14 protein-coding genes and 1 pseudogene are annotated in these 16,687 nt (G+C 41.5%); 6 read left to right on the top strand and 9 right to left on the bottom strand.

Going from position 1 to position 16,687, the window contains the following annotated elements:
• The first annotated feature begins 2 nt into the window (after positions 1-2).
• Both BGC07_RS05100 and BGC07_RS21780 read left to right on the top strand, forming a co-directional pair.
• Positions 3-830, top strand: a complete 828-nt coding sequence (locus tag BGC07_RS05100) for a bifunctional UDP-4-keto-pentose/UDP-xylose synthase (protein WP_069312224.1) — start codon at positions 3-5, stop codon at positions 828-830.
• A 25-nt stretch (positions 831-855) separates the two neighbouring features.
• The gene (locus tag BGC07_RS21780; RefSeq protein WP_069312223.1) at positions 856-1,050 is read left to right on the top strand and encodes a hypothetical protein; all 195 of its coding nucleotides are present in this window, start codon (positions 856-858) and stop codon (positions 1,048-1,050) included.
• Positions 1,051-1,329: 279 nt separating this feature from the next.
• On the opposite strand, the gene BGC07_RS05090 is transcribed toward BGC07_RS21780, so the two are convergent.
• The 5 genes from BGC07_RS05090 to BGC07_RS05065 form a co-directional block, all read right to left on the bottom strand.
• Complete coding sequence (locus BGC07_RS05090; protein ID WP_069312222.1) at positions 1,330-2,592, bottom strand: NAD(P)/FAD-dependent oxidoreductase; 1,263 nt, start codon at positions 2,590-2,592, stop codon at positions 1,330-1,332.
• The gene (locus BGC07_RS05085) at positions 2,585-3,979 is read right to left on the bottom strand and encodes an NAD(P)/FAD-dependent oxidoreductase (RefSeq protein ID WP_069312221.1); all 1,395 of its coding nucleotides are present in this window, start codon (positions 3,977-3,979) and stop codon (positions 2,585-2,587) included. The genes BGC07_RS05090 and BGC07_RS05085 overlap by 8 nt, the downstream gene beginning before the upstream one ends.
• Before the next feature lie 11 nt (positions 3,980-3,990).
• The gene (locus tag BGC07_RS05080) at positions 3,991-4,308 is read right to left on the bottom strand and encodes a (2Fe-2S)-binding protein (protein WP_069312220.1); all 318 of its coding nucleotides are present in this window, start codon (positions 4,306-4,308) and stop codon (positions 3,991-3,993) included.
• Positions 4,309-4,864: 556 nt separating this feature from the next.
• Positions 4,865-5,605 carry a hypothetical protein gene (locus BGC07_RS05070; RefSeq protein ID WP_069312218.1) on the bottom strand — a complete coding sequence of 247 codons (741 nt, stop codon included), beginning with the start codon at positions 5,603-5,605 and terminating at the stop codon, positions 4,865-4,867.
• Positions 5,606-6,021: 416 nt separating this feature from the next.
• Positions 6,022-6,468 (bottom strand): hypothetical protein, encoded by a 447-nt coding sequence (locus tag BGC07_RS05065; protein WP_139121623.1) that lies wholly within the window; start codon positions 6,466-6,468, stop codon positions 6,022-6,024.
• 213 nt (positions 6,469-6,681) lie between these two features.
• Here BGC07_RS05065 and guaB point away from each other — a divergent pair, with 213 nt between their 5' ends.
• The 4 genes and pseudogenes from guaB (at position 6,682) to purL (ending at position 14,262) form a co-directional block, all read left to right on the top strand.
• Positions 6,682-8,139, top strand: a complete 1,458-nt coding sequence (gene guaB, locus BGC07_RS05060) for an IMP dehydrogenase (protein WP_069312216.1) — start codon at positions 6,682-6,684, stop codon at positions 8,137-8,139.
• 91 nt (positions 8,140-8,230) lie between these two features.
• A complete protein-coding gene (gene guaA, locus BGC07_RS05055; RefSeq protein WP_069312215.1) occupies positions 8,231-9,811 on the top strand; it encodes a glutamine-hydrolyzing GMP synthase in 1,581 nt (526 codons plus the stop codon).
• Positions 9,812-9,849: 38 nt separating this feature from the next.
• Positions 9,850-10,359, top strand: coding sequence for a tRNA adenosine(34) deaminase TadA (gene tadA / locus BGC07_RS05050; RefSeq protein ID WP_069312214.1), 510 nt, complete (start codon positions 9,850-9,852; stop codon positions 10,357-10,359).
• Positions 10,360-10,364: 5 nt separating this feature from the next.
• Positions 10,365-14,262 (top strand): annotated as a pseudogene (gene purL / locus BGC07_RS05045) (phosphoribosylformylglycinamidine synthase).
• Positions 14,263-14,264: 2 nt separating this feature from the next.
• Here purL and BGC07_RS05040 read toward each other — a convergent pair.
• The 4 genes from BGC07_RS05040 to BGC07_RS20555 all read right to left on the bottom strand — a co-directional run bounded on the left by BGC07_RS05040 (position 14,265) and on the right by BGC07_RS20555 (position 16,256).
• Complete coding sequence (locus BGC07_RS05040; protein ID WP_069312213.1) at positions 14,265-14,564, bottom strand: late competence development ComFB family protein; 300 nt, start codon at positions 14,562-14,564, stop codon at positions 14,265-14,267.
• An 18-nt stretch (positions 14,565-14,582) separates the two neighbouring features.
• Positions 14,583-15,341, bottom strand: a complete 759-nt coding sequence (locus tag BGC07_RS05035; protein ID WP_069312212.1) for a hypothetical protein — start codon at positions 15,339-15,341, stop codon at positions 14,583-14,585.
• 70 nt (positions 15,342-15,411) lie between these two features.
• The gene (locus BGC07_RS05030; RefSeq protein WP_069312211.1) at positions 15,412-16,092 is read right to left on the bottom strand and encodes a hypothetical protein; all 681 of its coding nucleotides are present in this window, start codon (positions 16,090-16,092) and stop codon (positions 15,412-15,414) included.
• Positions 16,089-16,256: a hypothetical protein gene (locus BGC07_RS20555; protein WP_158006872.1), complete on the bottom strand. Its 168-nt coding sequence runs from the start codon at positions 16,254-16,256 to the stop codon at positions 16,089-16,091. Before BGC07_RS20555 ends, BGC07_RS05030 begins: the two co-directional genes overlap by 4 nt.
• Positions 16,257-16,687 lie beyond the last annotated feature (431 nt).

Below are 16,687 nucleotides of genomic sequence, written 5' to 3'. Positions count from 1 at the left end.
TAATGAGCACAAAAGTACTAATTCTAGGTGTAAACGGCTTTATTGGTAGCACGTTAAGTGAATATATTTTAGAAAATACCGACTGGGAAGTTTATGGTCTAGATTTAAGTGATCATAAATTGGGACAATGCATCGGCCATGAGCGTTTTCATTTTACCGAAGGGGATATGCTCATCCATAAAGAGTGGGTGGAGTATCATGTTAAAAAGTGTGATGTAGTCTTGCCTTTGGTTGCTATTGCAACGCCTGCAACTTATGTGAAAGATCCGTTGCGGATTTTCGAGCTGGACTTTGAAGCGAATTTAGAAGTGGTGCGTTGGTGCGCTAAATACAATAAACACGTTGTTTTCCCATCGACCTCTGAAGTGTATGGCATGTGTGATGATGATGCCTTTGATGAAGAGAGCAGTAACTTTATTAACGGTCCAATTAATAAACCGCGTTGGATTTACTCGAATAGTAAACAGCTGATGGATCGAGTGATTCATGCCATGGGTGAAAAAGAAGGTTTAAACTATACGTTATTTCGTCCATTTAACTGGATTGGTGGTCGCCAGGATGAGGTTTTTAATATTAAAGAAGGCGGCGCACGCGTTTTAACCCAATTTATCAGTAATATTATTCATGGCCGTGATATTCAATTAGTTGATGGTGGCGAGCAACGCCGCTGCTTTACCTATATTGATGATGGTATTGAAGCGTTAGCGCGCATTATTGAGTGTCGCGACAGCTCAGCGAATCGCCAGATTATTAACATTGGCAATCCAGATAACAATCACTCGATTAAAGAGCTTGCTGAAGTCTTGCTGACTGAAATAAAAAAAGTATGATCAATATCAAGCTCAAGCTGAGAAAGTGAATGTAAAAATTACTCAATCAGACCGTTATTACGGTGAAGGTTACCAGGATGTGAAAGCGCGTATTCCTGCTATAGAAAATGCAAAAAAATACTTAAATTGGCAGCCGAAAACTGATTTTGTCACTGCGATTCAAAAAATCGTTGGCTTATCACCTTTCTTAAGTTCTCATCGTTTACTTTGGAATGCTTAGGAGATAAAGCACGCCGAAAGCTAGCCAGATTATGGCCTAGCGATAACTCTCGATAAAAATAGAGTTGAGCGCTGTAGCCTCAGAAAGAGCGAGCTGGATTTCTGGCATTAACTTAATTGTTGATGGAAGTCAGCATAAGGGGAATTAGAGGTTTCATCGCACGTTGAGTAGAGATTGGCAGGGCAGGTGCATTTGCCCTGCTATTGTGCTCAATTAAGGATTTTTTTACCCTAATATTTCCCAGAATTGTCGTTTTTGATAGCTTTAGTAGTCGCTCTATTACAAGCTATTTTCTAAATGATAATTAGCGACCATGTTGCCTTGATGATCCAAAAAGCGTTCATATAAGAAGGGTTTTATATCTAACGATAATGGCTGTTTTCGAATCAACTCATTTAAGAGCTGTCCTGTTATTGCTGAAGTAAGCATCCCTGTTCTAAAATGGCCGCAGGCATTAAAGTAACCTTGAATGCCTGGCACTGGCCCAAGGATAGGTAACTCATCTGGAGATCCTGGCCTTAAACCTGCCCAGCAGCGTTTGATATTCGCCTCTTTAAGCGCAGGAACACAGCGACTTGCCCCTTGTACTAGCTCTTTGATGTGATTGATATCCGTTTGAGTATCAAACCCCCGTTCTTCAGTCGTAGAACCTATTAAAATTTCACCATTATCTTTTTGAGCAATATAACAATCACTAGTGGTGAGGCAACTGTCTAAAAGTTTTGGCATGCGCTCTGAAATCACAACCTGACCTTTGACAGGAAAAACAGGCATTTTCATGCCTGTCGCCCATAAGCTAATTTGTTCAGCCCAGGCACCCCCTGCATTAACGATAGCATTACAAGATAATAATCCTTTGTCTGTGAAAACACCGCTAATCGTTGTATTGCTATTTTTTTTAATGCCGGTAATTTTAGTGTTCAAGAACAAGTCAACTCCATTTTGCCGGGCAGATTCAGTATAGGCATCAGTTAAACGGTAAGGGTTTATTTGGTGATCGGTTTCAAACACCATTGCACCCTCGGCGCGCTTTGAAATATTTACTTCTTGCTTCTTTAATTCATTTTGATCAATCCAATTAATATACTCTTTATACTTGGGGATTGCTGATGCAATTTGTTCAGCATAAATGCGATCGTATTTATCAAAAAATATAAATTTTAGCTTTGTTTTTTCGAATTTAAAATCAACACCATGATGCTCTTTTAGTTCTTGATAAAGTTTTGGGTACATAGAGTTAGAAGCTAAAGCCAAATCAAAAAATGCATCTGGCATAATGTGTGGTTGCATCGTGAAGTCATTTTTTTTGCCACTTTCTCTTAACTGTTTTGACAGGGTTTTAAATAAGATAACGCCACACCCCAGTCCTGTAGACTCACCAAGCGCCCATAGTCCGCCAGCAGAAGCTCGAGAAGCATTTCCAGGGAACTTAAAATCAACAAGAGCTATGTTAAGGTCTTTAGAGCGGCTAAGGAAATACGCGACTGCACTGCCAACAACGCCACCTCCACAAATGATAATATCGTAATGTTTATTATTCATCACTTAAACCCTCCTTTAAGAGAGCGGAGAAAGGAATAGGATCTAGAGGAAAGCGAGGGCGCACAACTCCCATTTGCTGTCTAAACCCTGCCGCGGCAAGGCGGTCGTAACAATAGTGGCTACATACTTTGCCTTGACAATCTCCCATTGTCACACGAGTTTTCATTTTCAGGCTGACAATATCCTGACACCCCTCTGCTAATGCTTCTTCAATTGCTTGTTTTTTTACGTTTTCACATCGACAAATCGTTGTATTTTCTTTTGCTAAATTAAGTAAGTTGTGTTGCTGCTTACTAATACGATCAAAAGCATGACGAAAACGGTAAATACGTTTTTTCCTCCTGCGTAATTGTATAATACGATGAGAATCCTTCGATATCGAGTTCTTGCCAAGCTTAGCTGCAATAGACTCGGCGGCAATCGTGCCTTCAATCATTGCTGCATCTGCCCCGACAACATAGGCATTATCACCCGCGGCATAAATATGCTGAGAACTGCTGCATTGCCACTGATCAACTTTAGGGATTAACCCACTTTGCTCGTCATACTCCATATCGAGGTGTAGTAGTTGTGCAAGTTGAGAGCGGCTAGAAAAACCATAACCAACACCCAGTGTATCAACCATAATTGCTTTAGATCTTGCTAAGTTTGGCTGCCAATATTTGTCATATGGCGCAACAATCGCTTTTTGCAGGGCTTCTTTGCCGTGAGCCTCAACAATCCCCCAGCCATAATGGAAAGGAATCTTGTGCTGTTTAATGTAATTCATCATTGATAGTCCTTCAAGGACAAGCTGAGGTCTATTCATTAGTGCAATAACTTCTTTTGCAAGACGATAAAATGGCGATGCTTCATAAACGCCAATGACTTGGCAACCTGCTTTGTGTAGCTGACAAGTAATTAAAGCAAGGAGTGGGCCTGTACCAACCAGGGCAATTTTTACACCTGGACGGACCAATCCACTTTTCAACTGTAGTTGAATTCCTCCCATTAACATGACTCCTGGAAGCTGCCAGCCAGGAAAAGGAATGCTACGCTCCTGACAGCCAGTGGCAAGAAGTAGGAAATCATAGTCGATACATTGAATAGTGTCATTATGATTAATAAGCAATGACTGATTACTTTGAGGGCCAAGAACTCGTGTATTAAGGCGCAAATTAATTAAGTCTTGATATTCAATATAGCCAGATTTTAACTTTTTCATCTTAGCTTTTAGCTTGTCATCTAAGTGAGGCATTTGGATGGTTTTTCGCCACGGTCCTCGATAAATGACACCACCGACTTTGGGAGATTCGTCAATAATTGTTGTTTTAATACCTTTTTTAGCAAGGCATATTGCTGCGGAAATGCCAGCAGGTCCAGCACCAATAATAATAATTTTATTCATAATCCTCGCTCTTAATCATTTTGCGCATTATCAAACCTATTTGATAGTGTTTTAATTTTCATGCCTGCCTGAACAATTGTCTGACAGGCTCGTTTTTTATATTGACTATTCACTTGGACATAGCAGTTGTGGCACACACCCATTCCGCAATAAGCTCCATTACAGATAGCATGATCATTTTTCATTAAGGACTTATAATTAGAAGCTAATAATGCAGAAAGAACAGACTCCCCTTGGATAGCACTTAAGGGTTTATCGTTGACCCAAATGATAAAGGTTTTATCACAAGGAGGTGTAATATCTTGTGTACGTATTAATTTACTGGTCATTAACGTTGCCTTCAATAAGTTAGTAACCAGCAGGATATTATACAAATAAGGATGTAAGAGTTTGATTTATATCAATAAATGATGATTATTGTTCCGGAGATTTCAAAATCCAGCTTCTTACTACTTGAAAGGCAATAAAAACACTGTAGCATTACTGATTGCATAATTTGGAAATTAAATTGAAGGAAAGAATGATGGTTTCAGCGCTCATTTTAATTGTTGGGCACTTAACTTTAATGGTAGGGTTAAGATGCTTTTTTGGTATGTGTGATAGCGCATCTATCACGATTCAATCATTTTTGCGCTCTAGCAAATTCAAATGGGCGATCGTTTTTTATTTCATCTTTGTGACTGTAGCAATTGTTGGCCCAATGATGTTTTAACTATATTCTACTCTCAAAATATCAATAAAGGTATATTGTTTCAGTAATGATCAGTGTGTTTTTGTGAATACTAAGGTCTATTGGTGAGTTAGCGAGTGCTGTATTAGTTTGCTCAATATGGCAGAGAAGTTTAGGGTTGGGGGGTGCCCCCAGTTAAAGAAAAAAAGCGAGAACTATCCCAGCGAGTGACTGTGTACGTTTCTTGTTTCAGTGGTGTGTGAATGTTTCATATGACTAAAAAATAGATCTGCATCTGTTGCTCTGCGCTTTTTGCCTTGTTCCGTATCGGCTCTTTTTGTGGAGTGTTCACCTTTTTTTATAGGAGGAGCCTCAACGCTTTTCGAGTGTGATCTTTCATGTGCAACAATAGTCATTTCACATTCAGAGTTTCTCCTCTCAGAAATACTTTCTGGTTCTTCATCAACTTCGTGATAACCTGAAGTTGGAGATTTGCTAATTGCTGATCTAACTCCATTAATCGCATGATTGGAGGCTCTGGCAATTGCCCATGTAGAAAATTCAGCAGGGGAAAAAATTACTCCTAGTAGAGCCTTTACTCCAGTCGCCGCCCATGATGATTTTTCATGATAGCCAAATTGATGATCAATCGCATTTATTCCCTGAAATAAGCCATTTCTCATGTACGTTACAACAAAGTATGGAAGAGCAAGAATATTTAAGGGGCTGGCTCCCAGCGCTTTGTATGATCGTGAGATTTCAGTCGAGTTTTGTACAAACCCTGGACCTCCTTCGGGAGGGGGTGAAACATAACACCTTTCTGCTAGACTTGCTTGATCATTGCTAGAATAAGCTCTGACAACCATTGCTCGGCTGAAATTTAAAAAAGGAGCATTTTCACTTCGAGTTATGGATGTTAGATATTGTTTCACTGATCGTAAGAAACTTTTTGCCATCTCATATCAATCCTTTTGATGAACTCTTAATACTCTAAGTTAACACCAGATGACATTTGTTTCAAAAGTCAAAGGCACAAGGCATTTTGGTGCTTAGTAAAACGGGATTGAAGTCTAAAATTCTAAGCCTGCTAGGCAATGCTGCCCTAAGATAATACAGCAGGTGAGACCTTGCTTGCCTGATCAGCTAGACGATAGTAGCATTCTTAGAGAGACCTGTCGCTACCTGGTATTGAAAAAAAATTAGAAACTTTTGAGCGGTTGTCATGACCTAAGGACGCAAATAATCTTATCGACATAATAAAAAAATACCAAATGGCCGCACCATCAACTTAAGAGTTGCTGTGAAAAGAGTTGGTTGTTTGTATTGAATCTGATACAGCAATACTGATGAAGTACCAGACAATATAGTACTTTTACTTGTTGAAGAACTGATATTTTTCGTAGGCTTTCGTCGATGATTTACCCAAAGAGCAATCAGCTGTGACTGTATCGGATCCAGTATTCGTTATTTGAACTTTTGCAAGGCCACTAGCGCTGATGCTCATGACATCTCCATTGTTAACAATTTCATCTAATCCAGAGCCAACGTTTTTTCCATTAAGTTTACCTGATCCTTTTAGCATAACTCCATGTAATGTAACAGGGTTGGCTACGCTAATTTTACATGAGGCTGATATGCTAAAAAATAATGGGTTATTGATGGTCACAGGCTTGTTTGGTTCAAAAGTATAAGTTGATGAAATTTGAGGAGTGGCATAACTTGCTGCTGTAAATAGCCCTAAAACAGCAATCCCTAGTAATTTTTTGCATTCTCTCTCCATAAGAATTATCGATTTTGAGCAGAAATAAGATCCTAGCATGAACATTTAATCACTGCAAAAACCCATGTGGTTCTTATTTCAAAAACAAATTTTTCGGACTGTACTTGAAGCGGGTTTTCAAGTAGGCCCTGGTTTTCTTGTTAGGAGGGTATCGATAGGGAGTTGGTTGAAATAAATTTTTGTTGCATTTTATGTTAAAGTTGCGTAGAATCCTGAAAATTTTATTCGTTGCAAAGCCGCGGAGGGTTCCTGATGCGTATTTCTCAAGAAGCACTTACCTTTGATGATGTTTTACTTGTTCCTGCTCACTCTGAAGTCCTGCCTAATCAAGTTCAATTACATACTCAACTCACTCGCAATATTAAGTTAAATATTCCTTTGATTTCTGCTGCGATGGATACAGTCACTGAAGGGCGTATGGCGATTGCGATGGCGCAAGAGGGTGGCTTGGGAATTGTCCATAAGAACATGTCTATTGAAGAGCAGGCGAATCAGATTCGCATGGTGAAAAAATATGAAAGCGGCATTGTAAAAGATCCGATTACGGCAACGCCGGAGACAACGGTTCGTCGCTTATTAGAAATTACGAAGCAACATGGTATCTCAGGGGTTCCTGTTCTAAAAGAGAACAAACTGGTCGGTATAGTCACTAGCCGTGATGTGCGTTTTGAAACGAATTATGATCAACCGATTGCCAATATCATGACACCGAAAGAGCGTTTAGTGACTGCTGGAGAGGGTGCAAGCCGTGAAGAGGTCCATGCCTTATTGCATCAACACCGCCTGGAAAAAATCTTGGTTATTAATGACAGTTTTGAGCTTAAAGGCTTAATTACCGTCACAGATATGATGAAAGCTCAAGAAAACCCATTGGCCTGTAAAGATGATCTCGGTCGTTTACGTGTTGGGGCCGCTGTTGGTGCTGGTGGTGATGCTGGTGAGCGGGTTGCAGCTTTGGTTGATGCCGGTGTAGATCTGATTGTTGTTGATACCGCGCATGGTCATTCGCAAGGGGTGATCGATCGGGTGGCTTGGGTGAAACAAAACTACCCCAATGTTGATGTCATCGGTGGTAATATTGCCACTGCTGATGCGGCAAAAGCGCTCGTTGCTGCTGGTGCTGATGGTGTGAAGGTCGGTATAGGCCCTGGATCGATCTGTACAACGCGTGTAGTTGCGGGTGTCGGTGTGCCACAAATCAGTGCCGTGGCGAATGTTGCAGAGGCGCTAAAAGGCACGGGTGTGGGTGTGATTGCTGATGGTGGTATTCGCTATTCTGGTGATATATGTAAGGCGGTTGCCGCAGGAGCCGATTGCATTATGGTCGGAGGTTTGCTCGCTGGAACCGAGGAAGCGCCGGGTGAAGTGGTGTTATTTCAAGGGCGCTCTTATAAGTCGTATCGGGGGATGGGTTCATTAGGAGCGATGAGTGAAGGCTCTAGTGATCGCTATTTCCAAGAAGGCAATGCGACGGATAAATTAGTACCAGAAGGTATTGAAGGTCGAGTCGATTATAAAGGCGTTATGCGTAGCGTGGTTCATCAGTTGATGGGTGGTCTACGTTCAGGGATGGGTTATGTCGGCTGTGCCGATGTGCACACTATGAAGAGCAAAGCGGAGTTTGTTCGTATTACTGGGGCAGGGATGCGAGAGAGCCATGTTCATGATGTGACTGTGACTAAAGAGCCACCGAATTACCAAGCACGTTAAGACGTGCTTTTTTGTATGCTTAAAATGACTCGCTGAATTGAATAATTTAAAATGATTAATTAATTTGAAGTATAAAGATTAAGGTGTAGAAATGGCCCAAGATATTCATGCTGATCGTATTTTAATTTTAGACTTTGGTTCTCAGTATACTCAGCTAATTGCACGTCGAGTGCGTGAGTTAGGTGTCTATTGTGAATTATTGCCTTTTGATGTGGATATCAAGCGTATTCGAGACTTTAAGCCTAGCGGAATTATTCTATCGGGTGGCCCTGAGTCTGTGCATGATGTTGAAGCGAATGTCCGTGCGCCGGAAGTCGTTTTTGAGTTAAATTGTCCGGTACTTGGCATTTGTTATGGCATGCAAACGATGGCTGAGCAGTTTGGTGGCAAAGTCGCCGCTTGTGCTAAAAGTGAGTTTGGTTATGCTGAAATAGAAGTGATTGAGCGGTCTGTTTTGCTTGAAGGCATTGAAGATCGTGTCGGCCAAAATGATGAATCACTATTAGATGTTTGGATGAGTCATGGTGATCATGTCAGCGTTTTGCCTGAAGACTTTAAGTTGCTTGCTCGCTCTGAAAATGCTCCGATTGCCGCAATGGCTGATGAGTCGCGGGGTTATTATGGGGTGCAGTTTCACCCAGAAGTCACTCATACGCGCCAGGGTGCAAGAATGCTCGAGCGCTTTGTACGCGATATTTGTGGCTGTGAAGCCTTATGGACGCCAGGAAAAATCATTGAAGACTCTATCTTGCAAGTTAAAAAGCAGGTCGGTGATGACGAGGTCATTCTTGCTTTATCCGGGGGTGTAGATTCATCTGTAGTCGCTGCTTTATTGCATAAGGCCCTCGGTGATAAATTGACCTGTATTTTTGTGGATACGGGTTTGTTACGCTTAAATGAAGGCGATGAAGTGATGCGCATGTTTGCCGATCACTTTGGAGTGCGGGTGATTCGAGTGAATGCTGAAGCGCGTTATTTAAAAGCTCTTGAAGGGGTGAGTGATCCTGAGCAAAAGCGCAAGATTATCGGTGGTTTATTTGTTGAGATTTTCGATGAGGAAGCGGCAAAACTGACCAATGCAAAATGGTTGGCGCAAGGGACAATTTATCCGGATGTAATCGAGTCTGCGGGGGCGGCTTCAGGTAAGGCGCATGTGATTAAATCCCATCATAATGTTGGTGGCTTGCCTGAGGATATGAAGCTCGGTTTAGTTGAACCGCTGCGTGAATTATTTAAAGATGAAGTGCGTAAAATTGGCTTAGAGCTCGGTTTACCTTATGAGATGGTCTATCGCCACCCGTTTCCCGGCCCAGGCTTGGGTGTGAGAATACTGGGCGAAGTGAAAAAAGAATACGCTGATGTTCTACGTTTGGCCGATGCAATTTTCATCGAAGAGTTGCGCCGCTCAGGTTGGTATGAGAAGACTAGTCAGGCGTTTACGGTCTTCTTGCCAGTGAAGTCGGTCGGTGTGATGGGGGATGGTCGTCGTTATGACTGGGTGGTGTCTTTACGTGCAGTAGAAACCATTGATTTTATGACGGCACACTGGGCAGAGTTACCTTATGAACTACTGGGGCGTATCTCGAATCGTATTATTAATGAGGTTTCAGGGATTTCTCGAGTGGTTTATGATATTTCTGGTAAACCGCCGGCGACGATCGAGTGGGAATAGTGTATAATGGCGCTCTTTAACGGGCGCTTTTTTATTGTATGAATGATCGTGATGAATATTGGATGCGGCGAGCCTTGGCGAATGCAGCCTGCGCTGAACGTTTAGGTGAGGTTCCTGTCGGAGCGGTTGTCGTGATTGGTGATCAGTGTATCGCTGAGAGTTATAACACTCCCATACGTTCACAAGAACCGACTGCTCATGCAGAAATTCAAGCTTTAAAATTAGCTGCCAGCCGTTTGGGGAATTATCGTCTCGATGACGCGGAACTTTATGTGACTTTAGAGCCTTGTATGATGTGTAGCGGAGCGATGGTCCATGCGCGTATTAAACGCTTGATCTTTGGCGCACATGATCCTAAAACAGGTGTAATTTCTAGCGCAGCAAAACTTCTCGATGAACCTTACTTAAATCACCAGATTGATTATTCTGGGGGGATATTAGAAGATGATTGTGCTAGGCAACTAAAAGATTTTTTTAAACGCCGTCGGCTTGAAAATCAGCAAAAATTAAAACTTAAATCCAGTGAATTTAAACAAAAGAAGGGTTAATAACGATGTTAACATTACGTGGTATGCCTGCTCACTCCAACTTTTCATTGCAAAAGTTGCTCGACAAAATTCAAATTGTCGTGCCAGAAGTAGCTGAGCTCTACAGCGAATATGTGCATTTTATTGATGCGGCAAGAGAGCTGACAGCGGATGAGAAAAACAGTTTAAATTCATTATTGCATTATGGTGAGATTACCCCGACGTTATCCCCTCAAGGGGAGTTATTTGTGGTGATTCCGCGTCCTGGAACGATTTCACCTTGGTCATCAAAAGCGACGGATATTATCCATAATTCAGGCTTAACTGATATTCAGCGTGTTGAGCGTGGCTTGGCTTTTTATATTCAGACCAAAGAAGGCCATGTTTTATCAGCGACGCAAAAAAAGTAGCATTAAAAGTTTAATTCATGATCGCATGATGCAAATTGTTATTGATTGCTTTCAAGATGCGGGCGCTTTATTTGCTAAAGAGTCACCACGGGCTTTAGGTCATATTGATTTATTAAATCAAGGTCGCCAGGCTTTAGAGCAAGCGAATCTCTCCCTGGGCTTAGCCTTAGATGACAATGAAATTGACTATTTATCGAAAAAATTTATTGAACTAGAGCGTAACCCAACTGATGTTGAGTTGATGATGTTTGCCCAGGTCAACTCTGAGCATTGTCGTCATAAGATTTTTAGGGCCAGTTGGACAATCGATGGTGAGAAAAAGCCACATTCACTGTTTGGCATGATTAAATACACCCATGAGACCCATCCTGAATGGACCTTAAGTGCTTATCATGACAATGCGGCGGTGATTGAAGGTTACGAAGGTGTGCGTTTTTTCCCTGAAACTAGCAGCCATATTTATACAAAAAGCCAGGAAACGACGCCAATTGTGATGAAGGTGGAAACACATAATCACCCAACGGCAATTTCACCTTATCCGGGAGCGGCCACAGGTGCAGGCGGTGAAATTCGTGATGAGGGGGCGACCGGGCGAGGTGCCTTACCTAAAGCAGGGCTGGCCGGCTTTTCAGTATCTAATTTAAATATTCCAGAGTTTTCCCAGCCTTGGGAGCAAGATTATGGTAAACCTGAACATATCGCTTCAGCTTTAGATATTATGATTGAAGCGCCGATTGGCGCTGCGGCCTTTAATAATGAATTTGGTCGGCCAAATTTGTGTGGTTATTTTAGAACGTATGAAAATCAATATTTAACCCATGAAGGTGTAGAGGTTCGTGGTTACCATAAACCGATTATGCTTGCCGGCGGTATTGGTGTGATACGTCAGGACCACATTGAAAAAATACGTTTTACAGCTGGGACGAAAATTATTGTCTTAGGTGGCCCGGCGATGCTAATCGGTTTAGGCGGTGGTGCAGTATCGTCGATGAACCAATCGGATAGCAATACTGAGCTCGATTTTGCTTCGGTGCAGCGTGATAACGCTGAGATGGAGCGCCGTGCTCAAGAGTTAATTAATCAATGTTGGGGCCTCGGTGAAGATAACCCAATTTTAGCGATTCACGATGTCGGTGCCGGTGGTCTATCTAATGCTGTACCTGAGTTAGTGGCTGATGCAGGTCTGGGGGGGCGCTTTGACTTACGGGCAATTCCAAACGATGAGCCAGGCATGTCACCACTCGAAGTTTGGTGTAATGAGGCGCAGGAGCGTTATGTTTTAGCGGTTTCAGAAGAGAATTTATACACTTTTAAAACGCTGGCTGAACGCGAGCGTTGTGTCTATGCAGTGATTGGTGAGGCGACTGAAGAGCAACAGCTTGTGTTAACGGATAGTTTGCTCGGTGAACGTCCGGTGGATATTCCGCTGGATTTATTATTTGGTTGTGCTGATCAGATGGAGCGTACGGCAACTACGTATCGATCAGAACAGTTGGATTTAGATACCGCAAGTTTAGATTTAGGTGAGGCTGTGGGGCGGGTATTACAGTTGCCGGCAGTGGCCGATAAGCGCTTTTTAATCACCATTGGCGATCGCTCGGTGACAGGTCTTGTCGCTCGTGACCAATTAGTCGGCCCTTGGCAGGTGGCGGTCGCTGATGTTGCGGTTACGGCGACAGATTATGAAGGGTATCGCGGTGAAGCGATGGCCATGGGTGAGCGTGCTCCTGTCGCTTTAATCTCTCACGGGTCATCTGCTCGTTTGGCCGTCGGCGAGGCGATTACTAATATTGCCGCGAGTAGTATCGAAGATTTATCACGAGTGAGGCTATCGGCAAACTGGATGGCAGCTGCTGGACACCCGGGGGAAGATGCAGGACTATATGAAGCGGTTGAGGCGATTGGCCGTGAGTTGTGCCCGGCCTTGGGGGTGTCTATTCCTGTTGGTAAAGACTCACTGTCAATGAAAAGTGCTTGGCAAGAGGGTGATGAGAAAAAATCAGTCACAGCACCTTTATCATTAGCAATTACAGCGGTTGCACCCGTTGTTGATATTCGTAAGACGTTAACGCCAGTTCTCTGTAATCAGGGCGAGACGGATTTAATTTTAATCGACTTAGGCCAGGGAAAAAACCGCTTAGGTGGTTCGGCGCTGTGCCAAGTCTATAATAAAGTCGGTGCCAAAGCGCCAGATTTAGATAACCCTGAGTACTTAGTCAATTTCTTTAAGGCGATTCAAGATTTAAACCAAGAAGGTCTTTTAATGGCGTATCATGATCGAGGTGATGGTGGACTATTAACCACAGTGGCTGAGATGATGTTTGCAGGCCATGCTGGGGTGGATCTTTATTTGGATGCGCTTGGACAGGATGCGATTGCGTCGCTGTTTAATGAAGAATTAGGCGCGGTGATTCAGATTCCACATGATGAATTGGAATTTGTGATGACGCGTTTGGCTGAATTTGGTTTGGCAGATTGCAGTTATCATATTGGTGAAACGGCTAATCATGACCAGCTTGTGATTTCTCACCATGCCGATGTGATCTTTGCTGAAAATCGTGTGAACTTGCACCGTGCTTGGGCAGAAACGAGCTATCGCATTCAGGCGATGCGCGATAATAGCGAATGTGCATTGAGTGAATTTGATAGCTTGCTTGAAGAAGATAATCCAGGTTTGTTTATGGATTTGCCGTTTGACCCTGAGGAAGATATCGCTGCGCCGATGATTGCAACAGGAGCTAAGCCGCAAATTGCTATTTTACGTGAGCAAGGGGTCAATAGTTATCGTGAAATGGCGGCCGCTTTTGATCGAGCAGGATTTACTGCGGTTGATATACATATGAGTGATTTGATGGCAGGGCGCACATCGCTTGAAAATATGCATGGTTTGGCTGCTTGTGGTGGCTTTTCTTATGGCGATGTCTTAGGTGCAGGGCAAGGTTGGGCGAAGTCTATTTTGTTCCATGATGAGGTGCGTAGTGAGTTCAAAAACTTTTTTGAACGTACGGATACCTTTAGTTTTGGGGCTTGTAATGGCTGTCAGATGCTCTCTGGCTTAAAAGAATTGATCCCTGGAGCTGAACTATGGCCAAGCTTTGTGCGCAACCGCTCAGAGCAGTTTGAAGCGCGCTTAGTAATGGCGGAGGTGATGCCAAGCTCGTCGATCTTTATGAAGGATATGGCAGGGGCGAAGGTGCCAATTGTTGTCTCTCATGCTGAAGGGCGAGCGAGTTTTAGTGATGAGTTAGGTCTGTCTAAACTGGCTGATCAGCAGTTAGTGAGCTTGCGTTACATCGACCACAATGGCCAGATGACCGAGCGTTATCCCTATAACCCGAATGGCTCCCCACAAGGGGTGACAGGAGTGTGTTCAGAAGATGGTCGGGTGATGGCTATGATGCCACACCCTGAGCGTACCTTCCGTTCAGTACAGATGTCCTGGTATCCATTAGAATTAGCAGAAGATAGCCCGTGGATGCGGATGTTCCGTAATGCTCGGGTTTGGCTAGGTTAAAACTAACTTGAGCAATGGCTGTTCATTTTTACTTTACGAATTGCCTTTAATACTTCGATGCGAGCCAGCTTCTTAAGTTGGCTCCCCTGGCTCTCTAAAGTTTTTGCCTTTTCTATACAGCTGGTTTGATAGATAGGTGGAATATGATTTAGTGCAATCGCTGCGATATCTTGTATACAGACCTTACAATGACAAAACTCATCAAGATGATGACGGATGATATAATCGATTTCTTGATAAACAAGTTGAATCGCTAAATTTTCAAGGTCTTCATCGGTGTAAGGAAGATGCACTGTGTCCATTGAGTTTACCCTTGAGAGTTACTGCCCTATAGTTTGAAGTATAGGTGATCTGTGATTTCGCTTTCCATCTTTACTGAAATAATCTTCCTCTAGCTTTTTATTTAAGAACAGGGTTTGAGGCTTGTTTAAATCACCTTTTGACTTGGTTATGTTGTTTGGCAGCTTAATTGAACCTGTTATTGACTCAGTTAGTGTATCCTCCATGCTAAGGGTGGGGTGTTTTTTTTGATATGTGGAGTCATAAATTTCCCCTGTTTTTAAGCTTAATATATCAATGCTTTCATCTAGTTGGGGGTGAGCTTCGTCTTCTTTGTCTATGAATTCCCAGGTTGAATTGAGGGGAGGTGGGCTGTTGGGGCCGATGATTATGGAGTCGGTTAGCTCTATATCAGGTAGCAATTTGGAAGTATTGTTTGTTCCCTCTTGTTCTATAATTTCCCACCCTGGTATTTTATCAGGCTTTATTCTAGAGTTGCTTATTTGGGGGGCTGCTTTTTGGTATTGTAAAAGCATGTATAGGAATTGGCCAAGAGTGAGTCCGATACGGTAAGTTTTATTTATATCTAGATGAGGGCGTTGATCTTTGCATTTGTTAGCTTTTGCTAGTTTAGTATATATTGTATATATGGCTTTAATGTTTATTTGAAGCTGAGAGTCAGAGTGAGATTTTATTGGTTTTAGTTGATTGATGATATTAATCATTTTTTGATCTTTCAAATAATGCTCTTTTAGCTCTAATTTTGTTGATATAATTGCCTTGTTTATTTCATTTATCATTTTTATTCGATTCCTATTTATTCTTTTGTCTCTATACGGTATTTATGTTTATAGGTGAAAAGATATTACCCTACTCAAATTCAATTTGATCTTCGATAGAAAAGCTTTTTAGAGAAGTGCTGATTGTGCTTTCGTGCTCTATATGTTTTTGCATGAGTTTTGAATTTGAATAAGGGTTACTATTAGATTTGGATTTTGACATGCTATTGAGCACAATGCCTTCCCTGATGCTCTGCGATTCTTGGTTATTAAAGCCTGAAAAGCTACTGCGTAAATAGGGAGTATGATTGATTGGGAACCCATTATTTATGCAGGAGTTAATACGCTGGCAACTATTTATAAATATTGCATTAAATGATTGTTTGTCCCAATTTGATGGGTGAGAAGTGATGCGCATGAAGAATTCTAGAGGGGTTATTTCTTTATTTCTAAGTAACTCTAAATAGTCATTGAACATGAACTCTCTTGTTTGTTGATGATTATAGCCGATAGCTTGTTTGGCCTTATTTGAAAGATCAGTTAATTGAGTTGTTACTCCTTCACTCATATATGAGGAAATACCTTTTATCATCCCGTACCCTCCTGTAGTTAAAATGGTTCCAAAGGTACTTTCGACTAAAGGCTTAAACCGATCTTTATACTGCTCCGTAGCGATTTCAAAAGCAGTCATTACATATTCATATGAATCCTTGCTAGTTAAATTTTTAAGGGTGTTGCTTATGCATGCTGTTTTTTCTTTTGCCCTAATCATTTTATTATATTTTGTCTTTTGCTTTCTTCGAGGCTGCGTTCTTTTTTAAAATCACTTTTTTTTCTATAAAAACTAACGCTTGTACTCTTTTGTTGTGTTTTTTCTTTAATAGTTTCTTCATCTAATATCTCAAAATCTGAATCATATGTATCTATATCTTTCAATTTTTCTTTAGAATTGCTCTTGCTATCAATTAATACATCTACAGATGTTGATTGGCTTTTGCTGTCTTTTTTGTTTTTCTTGGCATGTTTATGTTTCCTTGTGATCCTTTCCCATTAATTTGGTTAAATATCGATATTGTTTGATCGATAATGTGTTAATTATTAATATGATTTTAAAAAAATAAACAGTTAAAATTTAACTTTTTTTCAGTAAATAACTTTAAAGAAAAATATGAATTTTTATGTGGCTTTTATTTTCTATTTCAATAGTATAGATTTCTATTCGTTAATGGAGAAGCAGATTAATTGAAAAAGGATATTGTTAAATGTTTTTACTATTTCAAAATTTATTGATGATTATGGCGTGGTTGATAAGTTAACGAATATAGCCTATGCAGTTAAGGATTGTCTATCTGGATTTTTTGTATAGT

The sequence above is a fragment of the Piscirickettsia litoralis genome (genome assembly GCF_001720395.1).
GTDB lineage: Bacteria > Pseudomonadota > Gammaproteobacteria > Piscirickettsiales > Piscirickettsiaceae > Piscirickettsia > Piscirickettsia litoralis.
The sequence above is the reverse complement of the archived record's forward strand: the minus strand, read 5'-3'. Positions and strand labels throughout refer to the sequence as shown.

Bases quoted from the DNA above. Each gene is read 5' to 3' on its own strand.
- BGC07_RS05100 (WP_069312224.1), top strand. From the start codon at position 3: ATGAGCACAAAAGTACTAATTCTAGGTGTAAACGGCTTTATTGGTAGC.
- BGC07_RS05090 (WP_069312222.1), bottom strand. From the start codon at position 2,592: ATGAATAATAAACATTACGATATTATCATTTGTGGAGGTGGCGTTGTT.
- BGC07_RS05085 (WP_069312221.1), bottom strand. From the start codon at position 3,979: ATGAATAAAATTATTATTATTGGTGCTGGACCTGCTGGCATTTCCGCA.
- BGC07_RS05080 (WP_069312220.1), bottom strand. From the start codon at position 4,308: ATGACCAGTAAATTAATACGTACACAAGATATTACACCTCCTTGTGAT.
- BGC07_RS05070 (WP_069312218.1), bottom strand. From the start codon at position 5,605: ATGGCAAAAAGTTTCTTACGATCAGTGAAACAATATCTAACATCCATA.
- BGC07_RS05065 (WP_139121623.1), bottom strand. From the start codon at position 6,468: ATGCTAGGATCTTATTTCTGCTCAAAATCGATAATTCTTATGGAGAGA.
- guaB (WP_069312216.1), top strand. From the start codon at position 6,682: ATGCGTATTTCTCAAGAAGCACTTACCTTTGATGATGTTTTACTTGTT.
- guaA (WP_069312215.1), top strand. From the start codon at position 8,231: ATGGCCCAAGATATTCATGCTGATCGTATTTTAATTTTAGACTTTGGT.
- tadA (WP_069312214.1), top strand. From the start codon at position 9,850: ATGAATGATCGTGATGAATATTGGATGCGGCGAGCCTTGGCGAATGCA.
- BGC07_RS05040 (WP_069312213.1), bottom strand. From the start codon at position 14,564: ATGGACACAGTGCATCTTCCTTACACCGATGAAGACCTTGAAAATTTA.
- BGC07_RS05035 (WP_069312212.1), bottom strand. From the start codon at position 15,341: ATGATAAATGAAATAAACAAGGCAATTATATCAACAAAATTAGAGCTA.
- BGC07_RS05030 (WP_069312211.1), bottom strand. From the start codon at position 16,092: ATGATTAGGGCAAAAGAAAAAACAGCATGCATAAGCAACACCCTTAAA.